This window comes from Bacillus sp. FSL K6-0138, assembly GCF_037982765.1.
In the GTDB taxonomy this organism is placed as follows: Bacteria; Bacillota; Bacilli; order Bacillales; family Bacillaceae; genus Bacillus; species Bacillus glycinifermentans.
Map to the genome: position 1 here is coordinate 3,147,525 of NZ_CP150286.1, position 20,631 is coordinate 3,168,155.

Here is a 20,631-nt window from a genome sequence, read left to right on the forward strand (position 1 = left end):
ATTATACTGGAGTTTATTGAAAAATCAATTTATGAAGGCCTATTTTGCCAAAGATCAGCTGACAAGCTTCAACCCGACGGCAGATGCCAAAATAAGCGCGATGAAAAAGATGCGTCTGGCATCCTTCGGTTCATCGTAAAAGAGAATGCCGACGAGCGCTCCGCCCGCGGCTCCGATACCCGTCCAAACTGCGTATGCCGTGCCCATCGGCAATGCGTTCATCGCGAGCGAAAGCAGGAAAAACGAAGCGGCAAAACCGATGATCAACAGAAAAATCCATCTTAAGCGCTTATCCTTATGAAATTGGTTCATCATTGTTACGCCGAGCATTTCGAGCAATCCGGCGGCAATTAAATAGATCCATTCCATTACGATTCTTCCCCTTTCTCTTCATGTGTCACTAGTTTCAGCCCGATCACACCGCACAGCAAAACGCCGATCAAGGCGAGCTTGACGATGTCGGCCGGTTCGTGAAACAGGATGATCTCACACAGGACAGTGCCTGCTGTGCCAAGGCCTGTAAATACTGCATAAACGGTTCCGACCGGCAGCTTCTCCCCCGCTTTCACCAATAGATAAAAGCTGGCGACGACGCCAAATGCCGTGCCGATCCATTCAATGGCCGTATCTGCGTGTTTCAGCCCGGTCACCCAAACAATTTCAAATAAGGCGGCCAGTACGACGCTTCCCCATTTCATATTCATTCCCTCCATTTCATTTATCAGCGCAAAGAAAAGCCCGGGTTTATCGATGGAAAACGATACTCCCGGGCTTTTATCCCTCCGTGTGCATATGAAGCTTCATATGTGTTTTCTCTCGGACCAGACCACATCAAAAGACGTGCGGAACCCTAGAAAACTTTAACGCTGTATTCTTCATGTACTGTATAGATTACCAGCCTTTTAGAACGAATTCAACCTCCGCGCTTGCGAAACGCATTAATCAATGCTTGAATATGCGCCTGATGATAGCGGTTATGATCCGACATATGCCAGATCCCCCAGCGGATCGTGGCAAGATCTCCTTCGTACGGGACGGTCTTCAGTAAATCTTCTTCCGTCAGTTGTCCGGCGGTGTTTTTCAACTCTTCAAGCACTTTGTCGTACCGTGACAATAATACGGACAGCGGAACACCTTTCACCTCAGGCAGGAGGCCGTTTTCATCTGTCATCGGACCGATCGCTTCTTCCAATTCCCGCGGCAGGTTCTCCTGCCTCAGTCTGAACACCCAGCGGGTGTCGACATTGATTAAATGGCTGATCAGCTGGGCGATGCTGTTTTGATCGCCGTGTTCTCCTTTATACTCAAGAAGCTCGGGGCTGATGCCGGAGACGATCGACTTCAGCCGCTCGACATTTTCACTGACGGCCGAATACAGAACCCCCACGGCCGGCGCCATCTTTTCCTCAGTATGCAAATCTTTGACAAATCCCATCCCCTTCACTCCTCTATCAAAAACGCTATCATGGCAAAATCTTAGCACCCGAACGTTCAGATTGTAAACTTTTAAAAAAAAGAGGACATTCAGGTTGTCCTCTTTTTTCAGCTTATTTCAATTTACCCGCGCCGGCCTGCTGTTCGACGATTTCAGGTACGTCACTGGCAGCGTCGATTTTCCCGTAAAGCTCAGGTTTCCAGCCTACCGATTTTTTGATCGATGCGCTTTTCGCCTTATTATAGGTGCTGACAACATCGATTTTCGAGACGCTTTCTTGGTCATTTAAGAGCGTACCTTCTTCGTATAAAGCATCCCCTTTAAAGGCTTTCATCAACTTCTGAGGCTTCGTTCCCTCAGGCAGCTCAAAGTAGTTGTCCTCGGCGTAAATTTTTGAAGAATATCCTACGCCCCATAAGTAATCGTAGTTATTATCCGTGTTTTTAAAATAGTTGTTGTAAATGTGCACTTTTCCGTAGCGGACACGCGGTGCGCGCTCCTTGATGTTTTCATACATGTTATGGTGGAAAGTCACTCTCAAATGGCCTTTATCGAGGAATAACTGTCGCTTGATCCGACAATCGTGTTTTTATCATGTCCTGAGAATACATTATAGGACACTGTGACAAAATCCGATTGTTTTTTGACGTCAAGCAGTCCGTCGTGATGCTGAAATTCGCGTCCGAAATACGTTCCATTCAATTCGTCAGGTTTGTTTCCGTCGTTGAATGAGCAATGGTCTATCCAAATATGTTCCGATTGATCGATTAATAGATTATCAAATTCAGAGTTCCAATTTCCGTCGCTCCCGTCCGTCGGATCCCAGGCCGGAAAATAGTCGTACGCATTTTCGAATTCGATATTGCGAATGATCACATTTTCCGCCTGTTTGATTTGAAAACCTCCGCCGACGATTCTCGCGTCATCCCCTAATCCGATGATCGTCGTATTGGACCCGACATTAATGACAACCCGCTCTTTTTGATTTTTTTCTGAGCGGGCTCTTGCTTCCTCAAGCTCTCCTGACGGCTCCTTTTTCCCCCACTTATCGGGATCATACGCGTTTAAATATTTCTCAAGGCTGTATTCGGGGTCCCGATAATCATCATAGCCTAAAAATTTATTTTCATCATCGACATTCAGATCAATCGTTCCCTTGATATAAATGATTTTCGGCGTATCGTTGGAGCCGTTGGTACTGTTTTTTCCGCCTAGCGCATCCACAAGCTCCTGCCGGTTTTCCACCGTATATACATGATCAGAGGAAGCCTCAGCACCTCCGGTCGTACCTTCGCCGTAAGCTCCCCAGCCGTCATTCGCTCCGAGCACTTCACGCCCGTGGTCTGCCGCGTGAACGGGCACGGAAGAACTGAACGCCAGCATGGCAAGCGCGATTAAACCAAAACCTTTTTTCATTTCATACACCTCATCCAAATTTTTTCACAAAAACTTCACAAAAACTAATATATTTTACAGGAATACAAATAACAACATATTTTCCTCCTATTTTTCAATTTTTCATTTTTATTCTTTTTATGACAATCATCCCGATTAATTCGATAAAAATCTTCCTAAAAGCGTAGAAAATCAAGATAACCAGATCGGCTAGTTATTTTTTTAGAATAATTCATCATTTGAAATCTCTTATTCAAAAAAAGTGTCGGCTCTGCCGGGTGCAAAAGAAAACCCCGTCTCTTTGTAAAAAGAGACGGGGTTGGCCGGCTTACCACGGCTTGTCCACCGCAAGGGCTTCGGCGAGCGCTTTGCTGTGCTTCCTGTGACTTTTTCGTTCTTCAGCCCGCTGTTTGGCCGTTTGGTGGAGCATGATTTCTTCTTCAGTCTCAGGTACGACCTGCGGAACGGGCTGGGGATTTCCGTCTTTGTCTAACGCCACAAACGTTAAAAAGGAGGTGGCCGCAAGCTTGCGTTCCCCTGTGAGCAAATGCTCTTTAATCACTTTGACAAATACCTCCATAGACGTTCTTCCCACCCATGTTACGTAAGATTCGAGACAAACCGAATCCTCCTGGCCGATCGGTTCGAGAAAATCGACAGAATCCATCGATGCGGTCACCGTCCCGCATCTGGAATGCCTTGCTGCGGAAATCGAGGCGATGTCGTCAATATAGCTCATCAGCTTCCCTCCGAACAGCGTGTTGTGGTTGTTCGTATCAAGCGGAAAAACCCGGCTCGTTTTGACAACTTTCGATTCCTTGCAGTTTTTTTTCTCCGGTCGATTCATGTTCCATTACTCCTTTGATGTCTTGAATGTGTTTGTGAAGTGGAATTTTCTTTATTAAACACTATTAGAATTCATTTGTCTAAAGTTTTTTATCCGGATAATCTGTAAGGTTTTCTTTCGAAAGCGTTTATTTCCTGCGCTGGGAAGGGAATAATGGCAGTATGATCACGAGACGGGGGAGAGCACATGGATTCAGCAGTATCGAAAAAAAATGATAAAGCAAACTGCACCAGCGAATACGACATTTTGAAAAAAGTTGTGCTGTGCCGGCCGGAATATATGACGATTAAGGATGTCATCAATGAAACGCAGAAACACTTCCATGAAGAAAATATCGATATAACGATTGCCGTCCGCCAGCATGAAGCATTTGTCAAGGAATTGGAAAACCGCGGCATCGAAGTAGTGCTGCTTCCTGCTTTAAGCCAATTTCCCGAGCAGGTTTTCACAAGGGATATCGGATTTACGATCGGGGAGACTGTTTTTACCTCCCGGCTCTCGGCCGATATCCGCCAGGGTGAGGAAACCGTGCTTCAGGAGTGGCTTTCAAAAGAAAACATCGCTTACCGTTCGTTAAACAAAGGCGATAAAATAGAGGGAGGCGACATTCTCATCGATCAGCATACCGTGTATGCCGGCATCAGCGAACGGACATCGCTTTCAGCCGTTCAGGAGCTTAAACGGCTGCTTCCTACACACGAAGTGATTCCCGTTCCATTTGAAGAAACCTTCCTTCATCTTGATTGCGTCTTCAACATTATTTCTCCGCACGAAGCGCTCGTCTATCCAAAAGCGCTAGGAAAGCGCGAATACAAGGTGCTTAAAGAGCGCTACGATATGATCGAGATACCTGAGCATGAACAGTTCAGACTGGGAACAAACGTGCTTTCCATCGGAAATCAAACCGTCATCAGCCTCCCTGACAATCAGGCGGTCAACAGACAGCTAAGGTCGCGAGGTTATACGGTTATTGAAGTCGACCTGTCGGAGATTATCAAGTCAGGCGGTTCTTTCAGATGCTGTACGATGCCGCTTGAGCGGAGCTGTACGTAAGGAGGCCGATTAAAGCGGCTCCTTTTTTTCTGCCTTTCTTTTTAACCTCTTCATGCTTCCCAAATATAAATAGAGCTTATCAAGTGTAACAAGATAAAGACCGATTAACAAACCCCCTGTGAAAGCTATGATTACAGCAGGTACAATTTTCAACATGATCCTTACTGCAGGTGCTTTCAGTAAGTCTGCATACATTGCCTTTAAAAGTAAAAGGAAAAAGATGACCGGAGTCAGTAGCGCCTTTGGAACGTGAAAGTGTTGAGGCAGCATTATAAAAAGCATGATGCTTAAAATGCCATGATTGCGAAACCGGCAATTTTCAAAACAATGTTTATTCGAAAAGCTTTAAACAAAGTTTTGCTTGCAGCCTCTAACAGCCGTTTATAGTAAGGGTATATGTTCCGTGAAGTAAGCCGTTCTTCAATTTCAAAAAAGCGGTAGTCTATTTTTGGAATAGGGTGCTTCGCAGCAAAATCTTTAACCTTTGAGCGATTGATTTCGCATCCGCTCATTTTACAGCCGTCCGGCATGGCTTCTGCATCAGAAAAAGAGTCAAGGTCTGGAAGAAGCGTTTGAACTTCGTCATTGACACCGTACGCTTGTTAAGGTCCTTTAAGGCGGCAGATTGAAATTCCAGTCTACGGGCAGCACGCTATTGTCTCTCTTCGTTTCCTCCATTCCCGAAACGGTAAATACCCAATTATGACCGGGTGGCGTTCATCATATGTATCGGGATTTTCGCATTTTTTACACTGGACTTAATGGATTGCTGTTTCATGTTTAAGCAATTGTCTCTCCGACATAATCCCTTCGTGAATCGGGTAAACACATTCTTAAATTTTGGGAATGGATGAGAAAAGTATGCAACCGTATGCTGTGTTGAACCGCGAGGAGACTCGTTTTGAATCGTTTCCAACATATCTTGACAGTCTTCATCTTTAATTTCAGAGCCCTGTTTTTCCTCGAGCATGTTCTTGAGGTGAAGGTAAAATAGCGCACCAATAATTGATCCTCCCGATACGGTAGAGATTACTTCTACATGACGAAGCAGTCCCATATCGGCCATTCTTGCAAGAACGCCGATATAAAAGAATGCGGCGCAAAAACCTCCGCCAGAAAGAGCCAAACCGAGGTTACCTTTCCTTTCTTCGAGCATCATCAAGTCTCCTTCTTCAAAACTATTCATTTTATTATTCTTTCGGAGAACATGATTTATGCTGTTCGAAAATACTGATCCCTATCTGGCCTGTACCGTCACCTTCACATCATCGGCCTCCTTTTTCACATCCCCGTCATACAAATGGCAGGCGACGAAGTGCCCTTCCTCAGCTTCCTTCAATACGGGCTTTTCCGCAGCGCAAATGTCCATCGCAGCAGGGCACCTTGTCCTGAATACGCACCCTGTCGGCGGGTCGATCGGGCTTGGAAGCTCGCCTTTTAAAATGATTCGCTTCCGTTTGTCTTCAATATCCGGGTCAGGAATCGGAATGGCGGACAAAAGCGCCTGTGTATACGGATGAAGCGGTTCTTTATACAATCGGGCGCTCGCCGTGATTTCAACCATGTGGCCGAGATACATGACGCCGATCCGGTCGCTGATATGCTTGACCATTGAAAGATCATGGGCGATGAACAGGAAGGTCAATCCTTTTTCTTTTTGCAGGTTTTTCAGCAGATTGACCACCTGGGCTTGCACGGAAACGTCGAGTGCGGAAATCGGTTCGTCGGCTACGATGAACTCCGGCTCCAGGGCGAGCGCCCTCGCAATCCCGATTCTCTGTCTCTGGCCGCCGCTGAATTCGTGGGGATAACGATCGGCAAAGCTGCGGTGCAGGCCGACCGATTCCAGGAGCTCGTCCGCTTTTTCAAGCCGCCCCTTCCGCCCTTCGTACAGGCCGTGGATTTCCATCGGCTCAAGCATAATGTCTCTGACCGTCAGCCGCGGGTTTAATGAAGCATATGGGTCCTGAAAGATCATTTGGATTTTGCGGTTGTATTGAAACGATTCGGATTCGTCCAATGCGTGGATGTTTTTCCCCCGGTATCGAACCTCGCCTTCGGTCGGTTCGTAAAGGCGCATCAGCACCCTGCCCGTCGTCGATTTGCCGCAGCCTGATTCACCGACGAGCCCGAATGTCTCCCCTTCTTTAATTTCAAATGAAATACCGTCGACCGCTTTGACCGTTTTGCCTTTCCCGGCGTCAAAATGCATTTTCAGACGGCTGACGTTCAGCAGTGTATTCCGTTTCATGCCGTTCCCCCCGTTTTTGGTGAAAAATAGCGCCGAATCGCGCACAGCTCCTTTTCATATACCGTGTCTTCGATGGATATAATTTCGATCGTTTTGCCGGTCTTCGGAGAATGAAGCATCTTTCCGTTTCCACAGTAAATGCCGACATGATGCACCCGGCCTTGCCCTTCTTCATATGCAAAAAACAACAGATCTCCCGGCTCCGGCCGGCTAAACGGAACTTCTCTGCCGCCCTTTGCCTGATCACCGGCATCCCGGGGCGCAAAATAGCCGTTCGCTTTCAGCATCGAATACGCAAAACCTGAACAGTCATAGCCAAATCCGCTCATTCCGCCCCACAGATAAGGCAGGTGCAAAAAAGCTTCTCCCGTTTGAACGATGTCTTTTCCCGAACCTTTTTCACCGGATAATGTGCCGGCGTCCTCTTTCCTCAGCCGCCTTGGCCCCAACGGCGTGTCGACTTGATACCAGGCGCTTTCTTCCCCGAAAACGGGAAGCGACGTGAGAAAGCTTAATTCGAACTCTCTCTTTTTCTCCTCCGTATATAAATAGGCGGTAGGCTTTCGGATGACGGCAAACGCTTCCGCCTTCACCCGGCGTTTTTTTGCCAGACAGGCTTTCGGCATCCAGCCCGGATAGCCGCGTTCATCTTTCGCCGACGGCTGTCCGGGGATCACAACCGCTGCCCAGCCGTCCCTTTCTTCAAGGACCAGCACTTCTTCACCGAACAGCACCTGTGTTTGAATGAGATTCGCCGTACACAGCTCAAGGCGCTTCTCATATGTTAAAGAATCAAGCCATTCTTTTACATGGACGGGCCGCGAGAGCATTGCCTGATCGATCCTCCGCGGTGCGTCAGGATCCGTCCAGACGTTCGCTACTGAAACGGCTGCCGTATACACATTCATCGTATCGCCTCCCCTTTGATGCCTGATATGCCGAGCCCGGGTGCATCAGGCATCACAATCCTGCTGCCGGCGTAGCTGATTCCGCCTTCGACGATATCATCATTCAGCATCAGCGGCGCGTCAAAATCAAACCTTGTCACGTTTTTTTGGCTTGCTGCAAAGTGGGCGGCCGCCGTAATGCCGAGCCTTGTTTCGATCATGCTGCCTGCCATGCTCTCGACTCCGCACGCTTCCGCGATCGCATTGATTTTCAGCGCCCTCTTGATGCCGCCTGCTTTCATCAGCTTGATGTTGATCAAATCAGCACTTTTCGTTTTCAGCACCTGAAACGCCTCCTCCGGCGAAAAGACGCTTTCATCCGCCATGATCAGCGTATCGACTGCGTCTGTCACCCGTTTTAATCCTGCAAGATCGCCTTTATGGACAGGCTGTTCGACAAGCTCAATCTCAAGCCCTTCATCCTCCATCTTTTTGATCGCTCTGATCGCCTGTTTCGGTGTCCAGCCTTGATTCGCGTCAAGCCGGATCTTCACGCCCGGCCCCGTCCGTCTGCGGATTTCACGGATGCGGGCAAGATCGGTCTCGATGTCGTCTTTTCCAACCTTTACTTTTAACGTGCGAAATCCGGCTTTTTCATAGCCGGCAGCGTCTTCGCCCATTTCATCCGGATCATTGACGCTGACGGTGAAATCCGTCTCCATCTCCTTCCTGTATCCTCCCAAAAATTGATACAGGGGAAGCCCGCACATCTGTGATAAACAATCGTAAACGGCCATATCAACGGCTGCCTTTGCGCTCGTATTTCCGCTCATCAGTTTCCCGATGTCGTGAAATATCGCTTCTGCATTTAGTAAACTTCGGCCGGTCAGAGCCGGGGCGAATACTTCCTTGATCGCGCTTTCGATGCTGTCAAGGGTTTCTCCGGTAATGACGGCAGTCGGCGGCGCTTCCCCCCAGCCCGCCGCATTCTCAGCCGACATTTTCACAATGACGGCTTCTGCGGTACGTACCGTTCTGAGCGCGGTTTTAAACGGCTTTACTAGCGGAACGGCAATACGGTATGTATGAATTCCCGTAATTTTCATGGCGGCCTCCTTTAAGAAACTCCCGGTTCGATGATGAGCTGCTTTTTATCGGCATCAAGCACGCCCTCAGCTCCGATCGGAATGGCAATGTTCGGAGAAGAGTGGCCGATCTTAAAGCCGGACAGCGCCGGTTTTCCTTCCGGAATGATATAGTCTTGAATAATGTCCTTCAACATCAGTGACTCATCGCGCTTTTTCGGAATGCAGTCATGAAAATCGCACAGCAGAAAGCCTGCGGCATCGGACAATTTCCCGGCCATTTTCAAATGGTTGAGCATCCTGTCAATTCTGTAAGGCTCTTCATCGATATCTTCAATAAACAAAAGCTTCTCTCTTGTATCGATTTCATACGGCGTGCCGAGGGTCGTCACGAGGAGTGCGAGGTTTCCGCCGATCAGTCCGCCTTTCGCTGTTCCTTTGACGATTGCCTCTAAAGGCGACACTTCTTCGGTCAGGCTGAGCGTCATGCTGTGAAACAGCTGCTGAAATGACTGCTTTGTCAGCGGGTGGACGTCTTCCTTTCCGATGTCAGAGCTTAACATCGGGCCGTGGAATGTGATCATGCCGGTGCATTGCTGGATGGCAATATGTAAAAAGGTGATGTCTGAGTAGCCCCAAAAAATTTTCGGATGATTTCTGATGATGTCATAATCAATCCGCTCTGCGATCCGCCCCGTGCCATATCCACCGCACGCACAAATGACCGCTTTTACGTCAGGGTCTTGGAACATTTCATGCAAGTCGTTGACGCGCTCTTCATCAGTTCCCGCCAAATAGCCGCACCTTTTGCCGACGGCGCGGCCGAATTTGACGCGGAGCCCAAGCTCTTTTAAATATTCGACGGCTTTATCAAGCCGTTCTGCGACGGGCGGGCTGGCGGGAGCGATCACTCCGACCACATCCCCTCTCTCAAGTTTGCGAGGTGCTACTCTCAATGCTAAGTCCCCCTTTGTGAAAAAACCGCCCGAAAACTGTGCGAAAAGCGCACATGAATGTCCCGGGCGGACGTTTTTTTAGACTACGTTTTTTCGGCCCATTTCAGTTCGATATAGCCGACAGGATGGCGGATGATGCCCTTTACATTTTCCTTTTCCAAGTGAACCTGATTATAGAAATAGACCGGAATGATCGGCATGCCTTCAAACAGCAGTTTTTCAGCCTCGTGCAACAGTTTATCGCGCTTTGTTTCATCAGCTTCTTGTTTTGCCTCTTTAATCAGCTGATCATACGCTTTGCTGCTCCAGCCGGTCCTGTTCATCGAATTGCCGGTTTGAAAGCTTTCCAGGAAGTTGATCGGGTCGGCATAATCAGGCAAAAAAGAGCTTTGGGAAAATTGAAATTTGAGCGCTTTTTGCTCTTCAAGGAAAGTGTTCCATTCCATATTGGCCAGCTTCACGTTCACGCCCAATACGCTTTTCAGCTTTTGCTGAATCGCTTCGGCCATCTTTTTATGTTCGGGCTTTGTGCTGTATGTCAGCGTAACATCAGGAAGCTTCTCATAATGCTCTTCCTTCATTCCTTTTTCAAGGAGCTTTTTCGCTTCTTCGGCGTTAAATGTGACCAAATCCCCGCCTTCCTCGCGAAAATCCTTGCCGTTTGATCCTTTCAAGCCCGGCGAGACGAAGGCGCGCGCAGGTTTTTCACCGTTTTTCGTGACGTAGTCGACGATTTCCTGCTGGTCAACGGCCATCGCGAACGCTTTTCTGATGTTTTCGTTTTGGAAAGGCTCCATATTGACATTGAATCTGTAAAAATAAAGGCCGGCCTGGTCAAACACCTTCACCTCGTCAGATCCCATCAGCTTTTCACTCATCTCCGCCGGCACATAAGCTGTGTCAAGCTCGCCTGACTCAAACATTTGATAATCGGTATTTCTGTCATTGACCATCGCCCATGTGACTTTATCAAGCTTGACGGTATCTTTATCCCAATACGTACCGCTTTTTTTCATCGTCAGGCTTTCATCATGCTTCCACTCCGTCAGTTGAAACGGCCCGTTCCCGACGAATGTGTCAGCTTCCTCATGCCATTTCGGGTTTTCTTCGGCTATTTTCTTGTTGACTGGGAAAAAGGCCGGGTTTGAGACGATGCTTAAAAACGATTTTTGCGGGCTTGTCAGCGTGACTTTAAGCGTTTTGTCGTTAACGGCTGTAACCTTGACATCGTCCTTTGAGCCTTTTCCGCTGTTAAACGCTTCACCGCCCTCGATAACATATCCTAAAAATGCGGCGGATGAACCCGTTTTCGGATCGAGCAGGCGCTTCCAGGCGTATTCGAAATCGCCTGCTGTCAACGGATCGCCATTTGACCATTTCGCCTGCCCGCGGATTGTAAAAGTATATGTCTTTCCGTCATCGGAAATGTTCCATTTTTCGGCTGAAGCAGCCTCAGGCTCATGATCTGAGCCAAGCCGGGTGAGCCCTTCCATCAGGTTATTCAGCGCCTGCCATGACACATTATCAAAGCCGATCGGCGGATCGAATGACGTCGGCTCGTTTTCATTGTTCAGCTTTAGCACCTGTTCTTTTTCCGCATGGTTTCCTTTTCCCCCAGCATCCTGTCCTGCCTGTTCATTGGCCGTACATCCGAACAGCATGACGAGACCAACTATGACGATCAAACTGCTCCACCATCTTTTCATCAAATCCCCCCGTTTCATTTGTTAAGACGAAAGTATAGCCCGCTTGGCCCGTTCATCCTGAAGCCAGCAGCATACGTCATGCCCCGCCGACACCTCTGTTTTCACCGGATAGACCCTTTCACAGACCTCCATTGCGCACCCGCAGCGGGCGGTAAACGGACAGCCTTCAGGCGGGGAAAACAAATCCGGCGGCGTCCCTTCGATCGGAACGAGGTCTGCATCATCAAGGTCAAGCCTCGGCACGGATTTCAGCAGCCCTTTTGTGTACGGGTGCTGAGGATGATAAAAAATGTCTGCTCTCGTTCCCGTCTCCGCGATTTTCCCCGCATACATAACCGCGATTCTGTCAGCCGTCTGTGCGACAACGCCTAAATCATGGGTAATTAAAATGATCGCCACCCCGGTTTTCCGCTGAATGTCTTTAAACAGTTCAAGGATCTGCGCCTGTATGGTGACATCAAGCGCCGTTGTCGGTTCATCAGCGATCAGGATCTCAGGTTCGCAAATCAGCGCCATCGCGATCACGATCCTCTGCCTCATCCCTCCGCTGAATTGGTGCGGATATTGCTTTAAGCGCTCTTTCGGATTCGGAATTCCGACAAGCTCAAGCATCGAGATCACAGCTTTTTTCGCTTCGTCCTTCGTCACGTCCCGGTGCTGCAGGATCGCCTCTGCCAGCTGATCACCGACGGTCAAAGTCGGATTGAGCGCCGTCATCGGGTCCTGGAAGATCATCGAGATTTCCGCCCCTCGAATCGCCCTCATCTCCTTTTCAGGCAGACGGCACAGGTCTTTTCCTTTAAAGCGAATCGAACCGCCCGTGATCACGGCCGAATGCTTCGGCAAAAGCTGCATGATGCTTTGCGAAGTGACGCTCTTTCCGCACCCTGACTCGCCGACGATCGCAAACGTTTCTCCCTCATATAAATCAAAGCTCACGCCCCGGACGGCTTTGACCGTCCCGCCGTATGTCGAAAACGAAACATGCAGGTTATCGACTTCCAATATTTTCTTCCGCAATCGTCATGACCTCCTCAGCTTCGGGTCAAGTGCATCCTGAAGGCCGTCCCCAAGAACGTTGAAGGCGAACATCGTCAGCGAAATAAAGAAAGCCGGGAAGAACAGCCGCCACCAATGTCCTGACAAAATCACCGGCAAACCGTCGTTTGCCATAACGCCCCAGCTGGCGAACGGAGCCTGAATTCCAAGGCCCAGAAAGCTTAAAAAAGCTTCGGCGAATATGGCCGACGGCACCGTCAGCGTCATCTGAACGATGATCGTCCCCATCATGTTCGGAAGCAGATTCCTTCTGATGATCCGCATCGTGTCCGCCCCGAACGTTTTCGATGCGAGAACGTGTTCATCATGCTTGACCTTCAGCACCTGCCCCCTGACGATCCGGGCCATCCCGACCCAGCCGGTGACGGTCAGCGCAACGAGAATCGTTCCGAGCCCCGGTCCCATAAGCACCATTAAAAGGATGACGACGAGTAAATACGGGAGACCGTGAAGGATTTCGATGACCCGCATCATGATATGGTCGGTTTTGCCGCCTTTAAGCCCTGCAATCCCGCCGTAAACAACGCCGATCGCAAAATCGATCAAAGCCGCCGTCACACCGACAAAAAGAGAAATTCTGGCTCCGTACCATGTTCTTGTAAACACGTCGCGGCCAAGCTCGTCCGTTCCGAACCAATTCTCTCCGGACGGGGGAAGATTTTGCTGTGAGAGCGATTGCTGTGTAACGCTGTGCGGAGACAAGACGGGTCCGAGAGCCGCCATGATGAAGAGGAATATTAAAATCCCTAGACCGGTCATCGCAAGCTTGTTTTTTCTTAAAATCCGCCAGGCGTTCTGCCAGTATGAAAGGCTCGGCCTTACGACAGATTCGCTTTCGCCTTTTTTCTGTTTTTTCGGAACGAACCATTCGTTCGGGATATGCCCGCCCGGCGGCGCTTTATGTTCCGTGCGAACTGGGAGGCTCATATGTCTCACCCTTTCTTATGCAGTTTAATGCGCGGATCTAGAATTCCGTAGGCCATGTCGACTAGAAACAGCATAACGATGAGGATGATACTGTAAAAAACGGTGGTTCCCATTATGACGGGATAATCGCGGGAGTTGATGCTTTCGACGAAGTATTTTCCCATTCCCGGAATGGCGAAGATTTTTTCAATGACGAAGCTGCCCGTTAAAATCGCGGCTGAGAGCGTCCCGAGAATGGTAATGACGGGCATGAGCGCGTTTTTCAGCGCATGCTTCACGACGATTTTAAAAGGGGAAAGCCCCTTTGCCCTCGCCGTCCGGATGTAATCCTGGGTCAATACCTCTATCATGCTGGAACGCGTCAGCCTGGCGATGATCGCCATCGGCCCCATGGCCAAAGCGGCTGTCGGAAGCACCATATGCATCGGGCTCGTCCATGTCGACGGCGGAAAGATGTTCCAATTGACGGCAAATTGTTGAATCAGCATGGTTGCCATAATAAAGTTCGGAACGGAAATTCCGAGAACTGCGAGCGTCATCGCCAAATAATCGATGATTCCGTTTTGCCGAAGCGCCGCAAAGATGCCGAGGACGACGCCTGACAGAATTGCGATCACAAGCGCCGTCATCCCCAGTTCAAACGAAACGGGGAAGCCTCTTGCCAGCAAATCGTTCACGCTCTGCGACGGCTGTTTGATCGACGGGCCGAAATCAAACGTGACGATCGATTTCAAATAAAACAAATATTGAACAAAGAGAGGCTCGTCCAAATGGTAGTAAGCCTCAAGGTTTTGCTGCACCGCTTCATTTGTAGTCCGCTCCTCGTTAAAAGGAGAGCCGGGTATCACTTTCATCATCACAAAGGTCAGCGTCGTAATTACCAAAATGGTCGCCGCCATCGAGAGCAGCCGCTTGATGATGTAACCCGCCATTTTTCATCACACCTTCCTATGAAAATGTCGTTCTCATCGCAAGCTCTGTCATCACAAGCATCGCCTGGTAAGCTTCCAAAATGTCCTTTGCTTCATAGCGGACGATCGTCGTTCCCGGTTTGATGTCGGTGCCAGGCATCAAGTTCGCCCATTCCGCCTGACCGTAGTTGGCAAATTCGATGCTCAGCACCGGCCTGTCCGGAGGTGCGAGCGGTTTGATTTTATCCTTGTTTCGGAGCGCAAAGGCAGTCTGCTCTTTTAAAAGCCGCCCCGCTTTCTCGGGCGTCAGACATTTGACAGCCGAGCGGGAAATCGTCTCTTTGACGGCGGCCGTCGCCACGTTCGGAATGAGCTCCTCCGCTTCGAGCGCCGCCTGTTTGTCACCGGCCACCATCAGCACCGGAACGCCGTAATAGCCCGCGACATAGGCGTTAAATCCGAGCTCGCCGACGGCCTGATCGTTTATGTAAAAATGCCTGACGCCGAAGATCATGCTGTGCGACATAACGCCTTTCATCGACGCCCTTGCGTGGTAGCCGAGAAATATCGCTCCCCCGCACGTGTCATCAAGCCCCTGCACCATCGAAAACGGCTTGACGTCCCCTGAGATCAGCTGCGCTTCAGGATGAAGCCGTTCGATGAGAAGATTGTTCATCTTCGAATGGCTGTCATTGACAAGCACTTCAGAACAGCCGTTTTTAAACGCCTCTTCTATGACGTAATTGGCTTCATCCGTCATGATTGCTCTGCCCCGCTCATAGTTCAGCTTGCCGGAATCGACAAACGTATCATCCGGAAGCCCGGAAATCCCCTCCATATCAACAGACATATACAGCTTCATCAAAAACCCCCTGACAAATCTCTCAAATTTTGTATTATTTTAAGAATATTCTAACAAATTATATTAGAATTTTAATAGGATTGCAATAACTTTTGACAATTTTAGAAATCAAAGATCACAATGGAAAAGTGTAGAAATATATCGAGTGACAATGAAAAAAGGCCGCGTGCTTGCAGCCTCTCATTCATAAATCCCGTTTTTCCGGCGGTTAATTGCTTCGTTTATTTCCTTGTATTTCTCCATTGTTCTGACAAATACCTCGTCAAACATCTGCGGCGCCGCCTTCCGGATTGCATCGGCCCCTTCGGCGGTGATGCCTCCTTTTGTCGCCACCCTTTGAAGCGTTTCTTCAAACGTCATTTGTTTTTCCAGTAAAAGTTTTCCCGTGCCGACTAAAGAATGGATCAGAAAGTCAAATGCTTCTTCCTTTGTCAGGCTGCTGTTCCTGAGTGCAGCCTGGGCGAATTCTTCAAAAATCGAAGCAATGAATCCAGGCGATGAGCTTGTTAAATTACTTGCGGCATCGATATCTGCTTCACGGATGTTTTTCACCGTACTAAATAAAGAGAGATATTCTTCGAGCCGTTTTTTGTTGTCTTCCGTCACCCGTTCCCCGTGAACGACAAGCGAAATACCGGTACCCGTCTCAGATGTCAAAGTCGGTATGTATCTTGATGATTGCCGGTCTGTCCATTTGTGAAGCTGACTGATCGTAACTGCAGCGGCAATCGATACGATATGCGCATCCTCCCGGAGAAAAGGGCTGATTTTTGTGACCGCTTCTTCGACTGCCAAAGGGGGAACGCATATGAAGATAAGGCCGCATTCTTTTGCCAGCTCTTCAGCCGATTGGAAGGAAACGTTCGGATAGCGTTTCGCTAGTTCTTCCGCTCGGCTGCCGATCGTCCTTGTATTTACTGACACCATATGATCATCAATTTTTCCTTGTTCAAGCAGTTTGGACGCAATCATGTCTGCCATGCTCCCAAACCCGATAAAACCGATTTTATTCAACGTATAACACCTCAGGGAATTTTTTGTACACAAGCCGTCAGGCGGCCCTCCTTCTATATTACCCTGTTTCTTTTACAATTTCCCACAATCTTTTCATGTTTATCCCACACTCTTTGTTTATGATGTATGCATCAAAGGTTATGATAACAATAGGAGCGTGGAGAACATGGAATACAATAGGGAAAACAAACGTGAACCCAAAAATGAAATCATCATCCCTGAACATCAGGCTAGTCACACTGTCAATCGTGCGGAACAGCAAAAACGAAAACTCTCTTGGCTGACGCCGATCATCAGCGGCATCATCGGAGGAAGCCTTGTCCTCGGCGTCACGACATTTCAGCACAGCGGAACCGAGAAGACGACATCGGCCGCGCAAACACAAACGGCGGATACGACGACATCTTCCTCGCAAAATACGAAAACCGAAAAGCTGTCAAGCTCAAGTTCGACAGATGTCTCAACAATGGTCGAAAATGTATCGCCGGCCATCGTCGGCATCTCAAATTATCAAAAACAATCGCAGAGCGGCATGTTCGGCTTTGAAAGCAGCGAAAACGGAACAACCAGCGGAAGCTCAAGCGAAGAGGAAACGGGCACAGGTTCAGGCGTCATTTATAAAAAAGCGAACGGAAAAGCTTATATCATTACAAACAACCACGTTGTCGAGGGCGCGAGTAAGCTGACGGTTTCCCTTTCAAACGGAAAAGAAGTGGAAGGCAAGCTGGTCGGCAGCGATTCATTGACAGATCTTGCCGTTGTGGAAATTTCTGCTGCCAACGTTGAAAAAGTCGCAACATTCGGCGACTCCTCAAGCCTGAAAGCGGGCGAGCAGGTCGTCGCGATCGGGAACCCGCTCGGCAAAGACCTTTCCCGCACCGTGACGCAAGGAATCATCAGCGGCGTAAACCGGACCGTTTCCGTCGATACGTCAGCTGGCGAAACCGAGATGAACGTCATTCAGACGGATGCGGCGATCAATCCGGGCAACAGCGGAGGAGCCCTGCTCAATAAAAAAGGCGAAGTGATTGGCATTAACAGCATGAAAATCAGCGAAACCGGCGTTGAAGGAATCGGGTTTGCGATTCCGAGCAATGACGTCAAGCCCATTGCAGAGCAACTTTTGTCAAAAGGCAAAATCGAACGACCGTATATCGGCATCAGCATGATGGATCTCAGCCAGGTTCCTGAAAACTATCAAACAGGCACGCTCGGACTGACCAGAAGCCAATTAAACAAAGGCGTCTACATCGGCCAGGTCGCGTCAGGATCTCCTGCTGAAAAAGCGGGTCTAAAAGAAAATGATGTCATCATCAGCCTGAATGGCAAGGAAACCGATTCTGGAAGCAGCCTTCGCAGCATCCTCTACAAGGATACGAAAATCGGCGAAACGGTGAAAGTGACGATCATCAGAAACGGCAAAACGATGACAAAACAAGTGAAGCTTGATCAAAAAGAAGTAACTTCTTCTTAATTCAATACGCATCCCCCCCCCCCGGCTGCCGGAATAACCGGCGGCCTTTTTGCATAACAAAAAAATCAAGGCCCGAAAAAGGCCTTGACTTTTCTATTATTTAATCGGTTTCAGACGGGCTTCGATTTCGTTTCGCCTGTTTTCCAGATACGGAGGAAGCGCGAGGCTTTGACCAAGCTCATCGATGTCTTCGTCAACGGCAAATCCGGGACCGTCTGTCGACAGTTCAAACAGGATGCCGTTCGGTTCTCTGAAATACAGCGCTTTGAAATAATAGCGTTCCACGATGCCGGAATTGGTGAAGCCGTGCGCGCTGATGGTTTCATGCCATTTTTGCAGTTCTTCCTCATCTTTGACGCGGAATGCGACATGATGGACGCTTCCTTTTCCCGGGCGCTCCCTTCTGTGGTCTTTCGTCTCCGTGATGTGGACTTCCGTCGCGGCCCCGCCTTCTCCTGATTCAAAAATGAGGAGCTTGCGGCCGGTGTCCGCGATGGTTTCTTCAGCAATCTGCTGAAAGCCGAGGATGTCTGTCAGAACTGATGCAGTCGGCGCCTGATCAGAGACCGACAGCTCGACCGGGCCGAGTCCCCTGATTGCATATTCTTTAGGTATGACGCTGTTTTTCACAGGCACTCCTATGTATTTACCTTTTTCATCAGCAGCGAGAATGATGTTTTGGCCTTCATGATCTGAAAAACTGAGAATGCTGCGCCCTGCCCGCTTTGTGATGTCTCCGCGGCGAATGCTGAGCTCATCGAGGCGTTTTTCCCAAAACCGGAGCGCCTCCTCCCCCGGCACGCGAAGCGATATCGAAGAAATGCAGTTTGTTCCTTCTATGCGGCGCGCGAGCATCGGAATCTCGAAAAACGTCAAATCCGATCCCGGAGTCGCCACCTCATCCCCGTAAAACAAATGATACATGGTCGGATCATCCTGATTGACCGTTTTTTTGATAAGCTTCATTCCAAGCCCTCTCACATAAAAATCGAGATTTTTTTGCGCATTTGCCGTTAACGCAGATACGTGGTGAATACCGTGTACTTTCATGTAGATCCTCTCCTATTCAAAAATATCTCGAATTCGAGATATATCTTATGTCCAAATTATGTGATTTCGCGGCAAAAGTCAATCGATTCGACTCGACCGAAAAAAACCTAACAATAACTATTTTATCAGCTACTAAAGTTCGTTTATAAAACTAAAAAAAGGCAATTCACCCGATTAAAAATGAATAAAAACGTCAAAATACGAAAATCAGAAAATTTATTTTATTTTTATTTTACGAAATTGGTATTACAATATAAAAAAAGTTTTTTAGATGAACAATGGGAGGCGTAACAAATGAATGCAGACGTAAACGGACTCAGGAAAGAGATAGGCTTGTTATTTGCGCTTTCTCTTGTCATTGGAACGATCATCGGCTCGGGTGTGTTTATGAAGCCCGGCAGCGTTCTTTCTTATTCCGGAAATTCGCAGATCGCGCTTTTCGCCTGGCTTCTCGGAGGGGTTTTAACGCTTGCGGGCGGATTGACCATCGCCGAAATCGGCACACAGATACCGAAAACAGGCGGTCTTTATACGTATCTTGAAGAGATTTACGGAGAGTTTTGGGGCTTTTTGTGCGGCTGGGTCCAGATTATCATATACGGACCGGCGATCATCGGCGCCATCGGATTGTATTTCGGCTCACTCGTGACCCATTTGTTTTCCTGGGACAAGTCATGGGCAGCGCTTGTCGGCATCATCACCCTCGCCTTTTTGTGCATCGTCAACATCATCGGCACTAAATACGGCGGAGTGATTCAGACGCTCACGACAGTCGGAAAGCTGATCCCCATTGTCTTTATCGTGATTTTCGGCCTTTGGAAAGGTGATGAGCAGATCTTCAGCACAGTCACATCCACCATCAGTGACCAAAACTTCGGGGCCGCCGTTTTGGCGACATTGTTTGCATATGACGGCTGGATTCTTCTCGCAGCGCTCGGAGGGGAGATGAAGCATCCTGAGAAGCTGCTTCCCAAAGCGATGACCGGAGGCATTCTCCTGGTCACGGCCTGCTATTTGTTTATCAATATAGCGCTGCTTCATGTTTTACCGGCTGATCAAATTGTTGAACTCGGAGAGAATGCGACGGGCACGGCTGCTTCGATGCTATTCGGGCCGATCGGCGGCAAACTGATCTCCATCGGAATCATCGTCAGCATTTTTGGATGCTTAAATGGAAAGGTGCTGTCCTTTCCGCGCGTGATATTCGCGATGGCCGAAAAGAAACAGCTGCCGTTTTCGCACTGGATCTCACACGTCCATCCGACGTTTCGTACGCCATGGATCGCAGTGATCGTACAGATCGTCATCGCCTGTATGTTGATGGTCATCAGCAACCCTGAAAAGCTGTCAGAGGTTTCGATTTTTATGATCTACATCTTTTATGTGATGGCATTTTTCGCGGTGTTTATTTTAAGGAGGAAAAACAGCGGACTGAAAAGATCGTACAGTGTGCCGCTTTACCCGTATTTGCCGATTGCGGCCATCGCCGGATCTATGTTTGTCCTCGCAAGCACGCTCATTACGGACTTTTACAGCTGTTTATGGTCGATCTTGATCGGCCTTGCCGGACTGCCGTTGTATTTTTGGATGAAAAAAAGACATTCCTCCGTTTAAAAGCCGCCGGCAATTGCCGGCGGCTTCAGCTTGTCGACAAAGTCACAAACAAAAGTGGCTTGATCGACAAGCTTTTTTTGTTAAAATGTGTGTGGAATCTAATTT

19 protein-coding genes, 1 pseudogene and 1 riboswitch are annotated in these 20,631 nt (G+C 48.8%); of the genes and pseudogenes, 3 read left to right on the forward strand and 17 right to left on the reverse strand.

Annotation, left to right across the window (positions count from 1 at the left end; all coding sequences use genetic code 11):
- Positions 1-54: 54 nt before the first annotated feature.
- From MHB78_RS16680 to MHB78_RS16700, 5 genes and pseudogenes are all read right to left on the reverse strand, one after another.
- Positions 55-369: a multidrug efflux SMR transporter gene (locus MHB78_RS16680; RefSeq protein ID WP_046133017.1), complete on the reverse strand. Its 315-nt coding sequence runs from the start codon at positions 367-369 to the stop codon at positions 55-57.
- Positions 369-698: a multidrug efflux SMR transporter gene (locus tag MHB78_RS16685; protein ID WP_046133016.1), complete on the reverse strand. Its 330-nt coding sequence runs from the start codon at positions 696-698 to the stop codon at positions 369-371. Before MHB78_RS16685 ends, MHB78_RS16680 begins: the two co-directional genes overlap by 1 nt.
- A 63-nt stretch (positions 699-761) precedes the next feature.
- A riboswitch (guanidine-I (ykkC/yxkD leader) is annotated at positions 762-865 on the reverse strand.
- A 48-nt stretch (positions 866-913) separates the two neighbouring features.
- Complete coding sequence (locus MHB78_RS16690) at positions 914-1,435, reverse strand: DinB family protein (RefSeq protein WP_046133015.1); 522 nt, start codon at positions 1,433-1,435, stop codon at positions 914-916.
- 112 nt (positions 1,436-1,547) lie between these two features.
- Positions 1,548-2,851 (reverse strand): annotated as a pseudogene (locus tag MHB78_RS16695) (pectate lyase).
- A 307-nt stretch (positions 2,852-3,158) separates the two neighbouring features.
- The gene (locus MHB78_RS16700; RefSeq protein ID WP_046133014.1) at positions 3,159-3,677 is read right to left on the reverse strand and encodes an acyl-CoA thioesterase; all 519 of its coding nucleotides are present in this window, start codon (positions 3,675-3,677) and stop codon (positions 3,159-3,161) included.
- 186 nt (positions 3,678-3,863) lie between these two features.
- On the opposite strand from MHB78_RS16700, the gene MHB78_RS16705 reads away from it, so the two are divergent.
- Positions 3,864-4,730 (forward strand): dimethylarginine dimethylaminohydrolase family protein, encoded by an 867-nt coding sequence (locus tag MHB78_RS16705; protein ID WP_046133013.1) that lies wholly within the window; start codon positions 3,864-3,866, stop codon positions 4,728-4,730.
- 700 nt (positions 4,731-5,430) lie between these two features.
- Here the strand turns inward: MHB78_RS16705 and MHB78_RS16710 are convergent.
- From MHB78_RS16710 to proG, 11 genes are all read right to left on the reverse strand, one after another.
- A complete protein-coding gene (locus MHB78_RS16710; RefSeq protein ID WP_065894236.1) occupies positions 5,431-5,889 on the reverse strand; it encodes a patatin-like phospholipase family protein in 459 nt (152 codons plus the stop codon).
- A gap of 78 nt (positions 5,890-5,967) precedes the next feature.
- Positions 5,968-6,981 (reverse strand): oligopeptide/dipeptide ABC transporter ATP-binding protein, encoded by a 1,014-nt coding sequence (locus MHB78_RS16715; RefSeq protein ID WP_046133009.1) that lies wholly within the window; start codon positions 6,979-6,981, stop codon positions 5,968-5,970.
- On the reverse strand, positions 6,978-7,889 hold the full coding sequence (locus tag MHB78_RS16720) for a C40 family peptidase (protein ID WP_046133008.1): 912 nt from the start codon (positions 7,887-7,889) through the stop codon (positions 6,978-6,980). Before MHB78_RS16720 ends, MHB78_RS16715 begins: the two co-directional genes overlap by 4 nt.
- Positions 7,886-8,974: a dipeptide epimerase gene (locus MHB78_RS16725; protein WP_046133007.1), complete on the reverse strand. Its 1,089-nt coding sequence runs from the start codon at positions 8,972-8,974 to the stop codon at positions 7,886-7,888. Before MHB78_RS16725 ends, MHB78_RS16720 begins: the two co-directional genes overlap by 4 nt.
- A gap of 11 nt (positions 8,975-8,985) precedes the next feature.
- Positions 8,986-9,909 carry an LD-carboxypeptidase gene (locus MHB78_RS16730; RefSeq protein WP_046133006.1) on the reverse strand — a complete coding sequence of 308 codons (924 nt, stop codon included), beginning with the start codon at positions 9,907-9,909 and terminating at the stop codon, positions 8,986-8,988.
- 83 nt (positions 9,910-9,992) lie between these two features.
- Complete coding sequence (locus MHB78_RS16735) at positions 9,993-11,615, reverse strand: peptide ABC transporter substrate-binding protein (protein ID WP_046133005.1); 1,623 nt, start codon at positions 11,613-11,615, stop codon at positions 9,993-9,995.
- A 21-nt stretch (positions 11,616-11,636) separates the two neighbouring features.
- Positions 11,637-12,635, reverse strand: coding sequence for an ABC transporter ATP-binding protein (locus tag MHB78_RS16740; protein WP_046133004.1), 999 nt, complete (start codon positions 12,633-12,635; stop codon positions 11,637-11,639).
- Positions 12,636-12,638: 3 nt separating this feature from the next.
- Positions 12,639-13,601: an ABC transporter permease gene (locus MHB78_RS16745; protein WP_046133003.1), complete on the reverse strand. Its 963-nt coding sequence runs from the start codon at positions 13,599-13,601 to the stop codon at positions 12,639-12,641.
- A gap of 5 nt (positions 13,602-13,606) precedes the next feature.
- Positions 13,607-14,533, reverse strand: coding sequence for an ABC transporter permease (locus MHB78_RS16750; RefSeq protein WP_046133002.1), 927 nt, complete (start codon positions 14,531-14,533; stop codon positions 13,607-13,609).
- A gap of 16 nt (positions 14,534-14,549) precedes the next feature.
- Positions 14,550-15,374 carry a M55 family metallopeptidase gene (locus MHB78_RS16755; protein WP_046133001.1) on the reverse strand — a complete coding sequence of 275 codons (825 nt, stop codon included), beginning with the start codon at positions 15,372-15,374 and terminating at the stop codon, positions 14,550-14,552.
- Positions 15,375-15,554: 180 nt separating this feature from the next.
- Positions 15,555-16,388, reverse strand: coding sequence for a pyrroline-5-carboxylate reductase ProG (proG, locus tag MHB78_RS16760; RefSeq protein ID WP_046133000.1), 834 nt, complete (start codon positions 16,386-16,388; stop codon positions 15,555-15,557).
- Between the two features lie 166 nt (positions 16,389-16,554).
- Here proG and MHB78_RS16765 point away from each other — a divergent pair, with 166 nt between their 5' ends.
- Positions 16,555-17,862 (forward strand): trypsin-like peptidase domain-containing protein, encoded by a 1,308-nt coding sequence (locus tag MHB78_RS16765; protein WP_065894234.1) that lies wholly within the window; start codon positions 16,555-16,557, stop codon positions 17,860-17,862.
- Between the two features lie 96 nt (positions 17,863-17,958).
- Here MHB78_RS16765 and MHB78_RS16770 read toward each other — a convergent pair whose 3' ends face one another.
- Positions 17,959-18,912, reverse strand: coding sequence for a ring-cleaving dioxygenase (locus MHB78_RS16770; RefSeq protein WP_046132999.1), 954 nt, complete (start codon positions 18,910-18,912; stop codon positions 17,959-17,961).
- A 294-nt stretch (positions 18,913-19,206) separates the two neighbouring features.
- Between MHB78_RS16770 and MHB78_RS16775 the strand changes: the two genes are divergently transcribed.
- Positions 19,207-20,526: an amino acid permease gene (locus MHB78_RS16775; protein ID WP_046132998.1), complete on the forward strand. Its 1,320-nt coding sequence runs from the start codon at positions 19,207-19,209 to the stop codon at positions 20,524-20,526.
- Positions 20,527-20,631 lie beyond the last annotated feature (105 nt).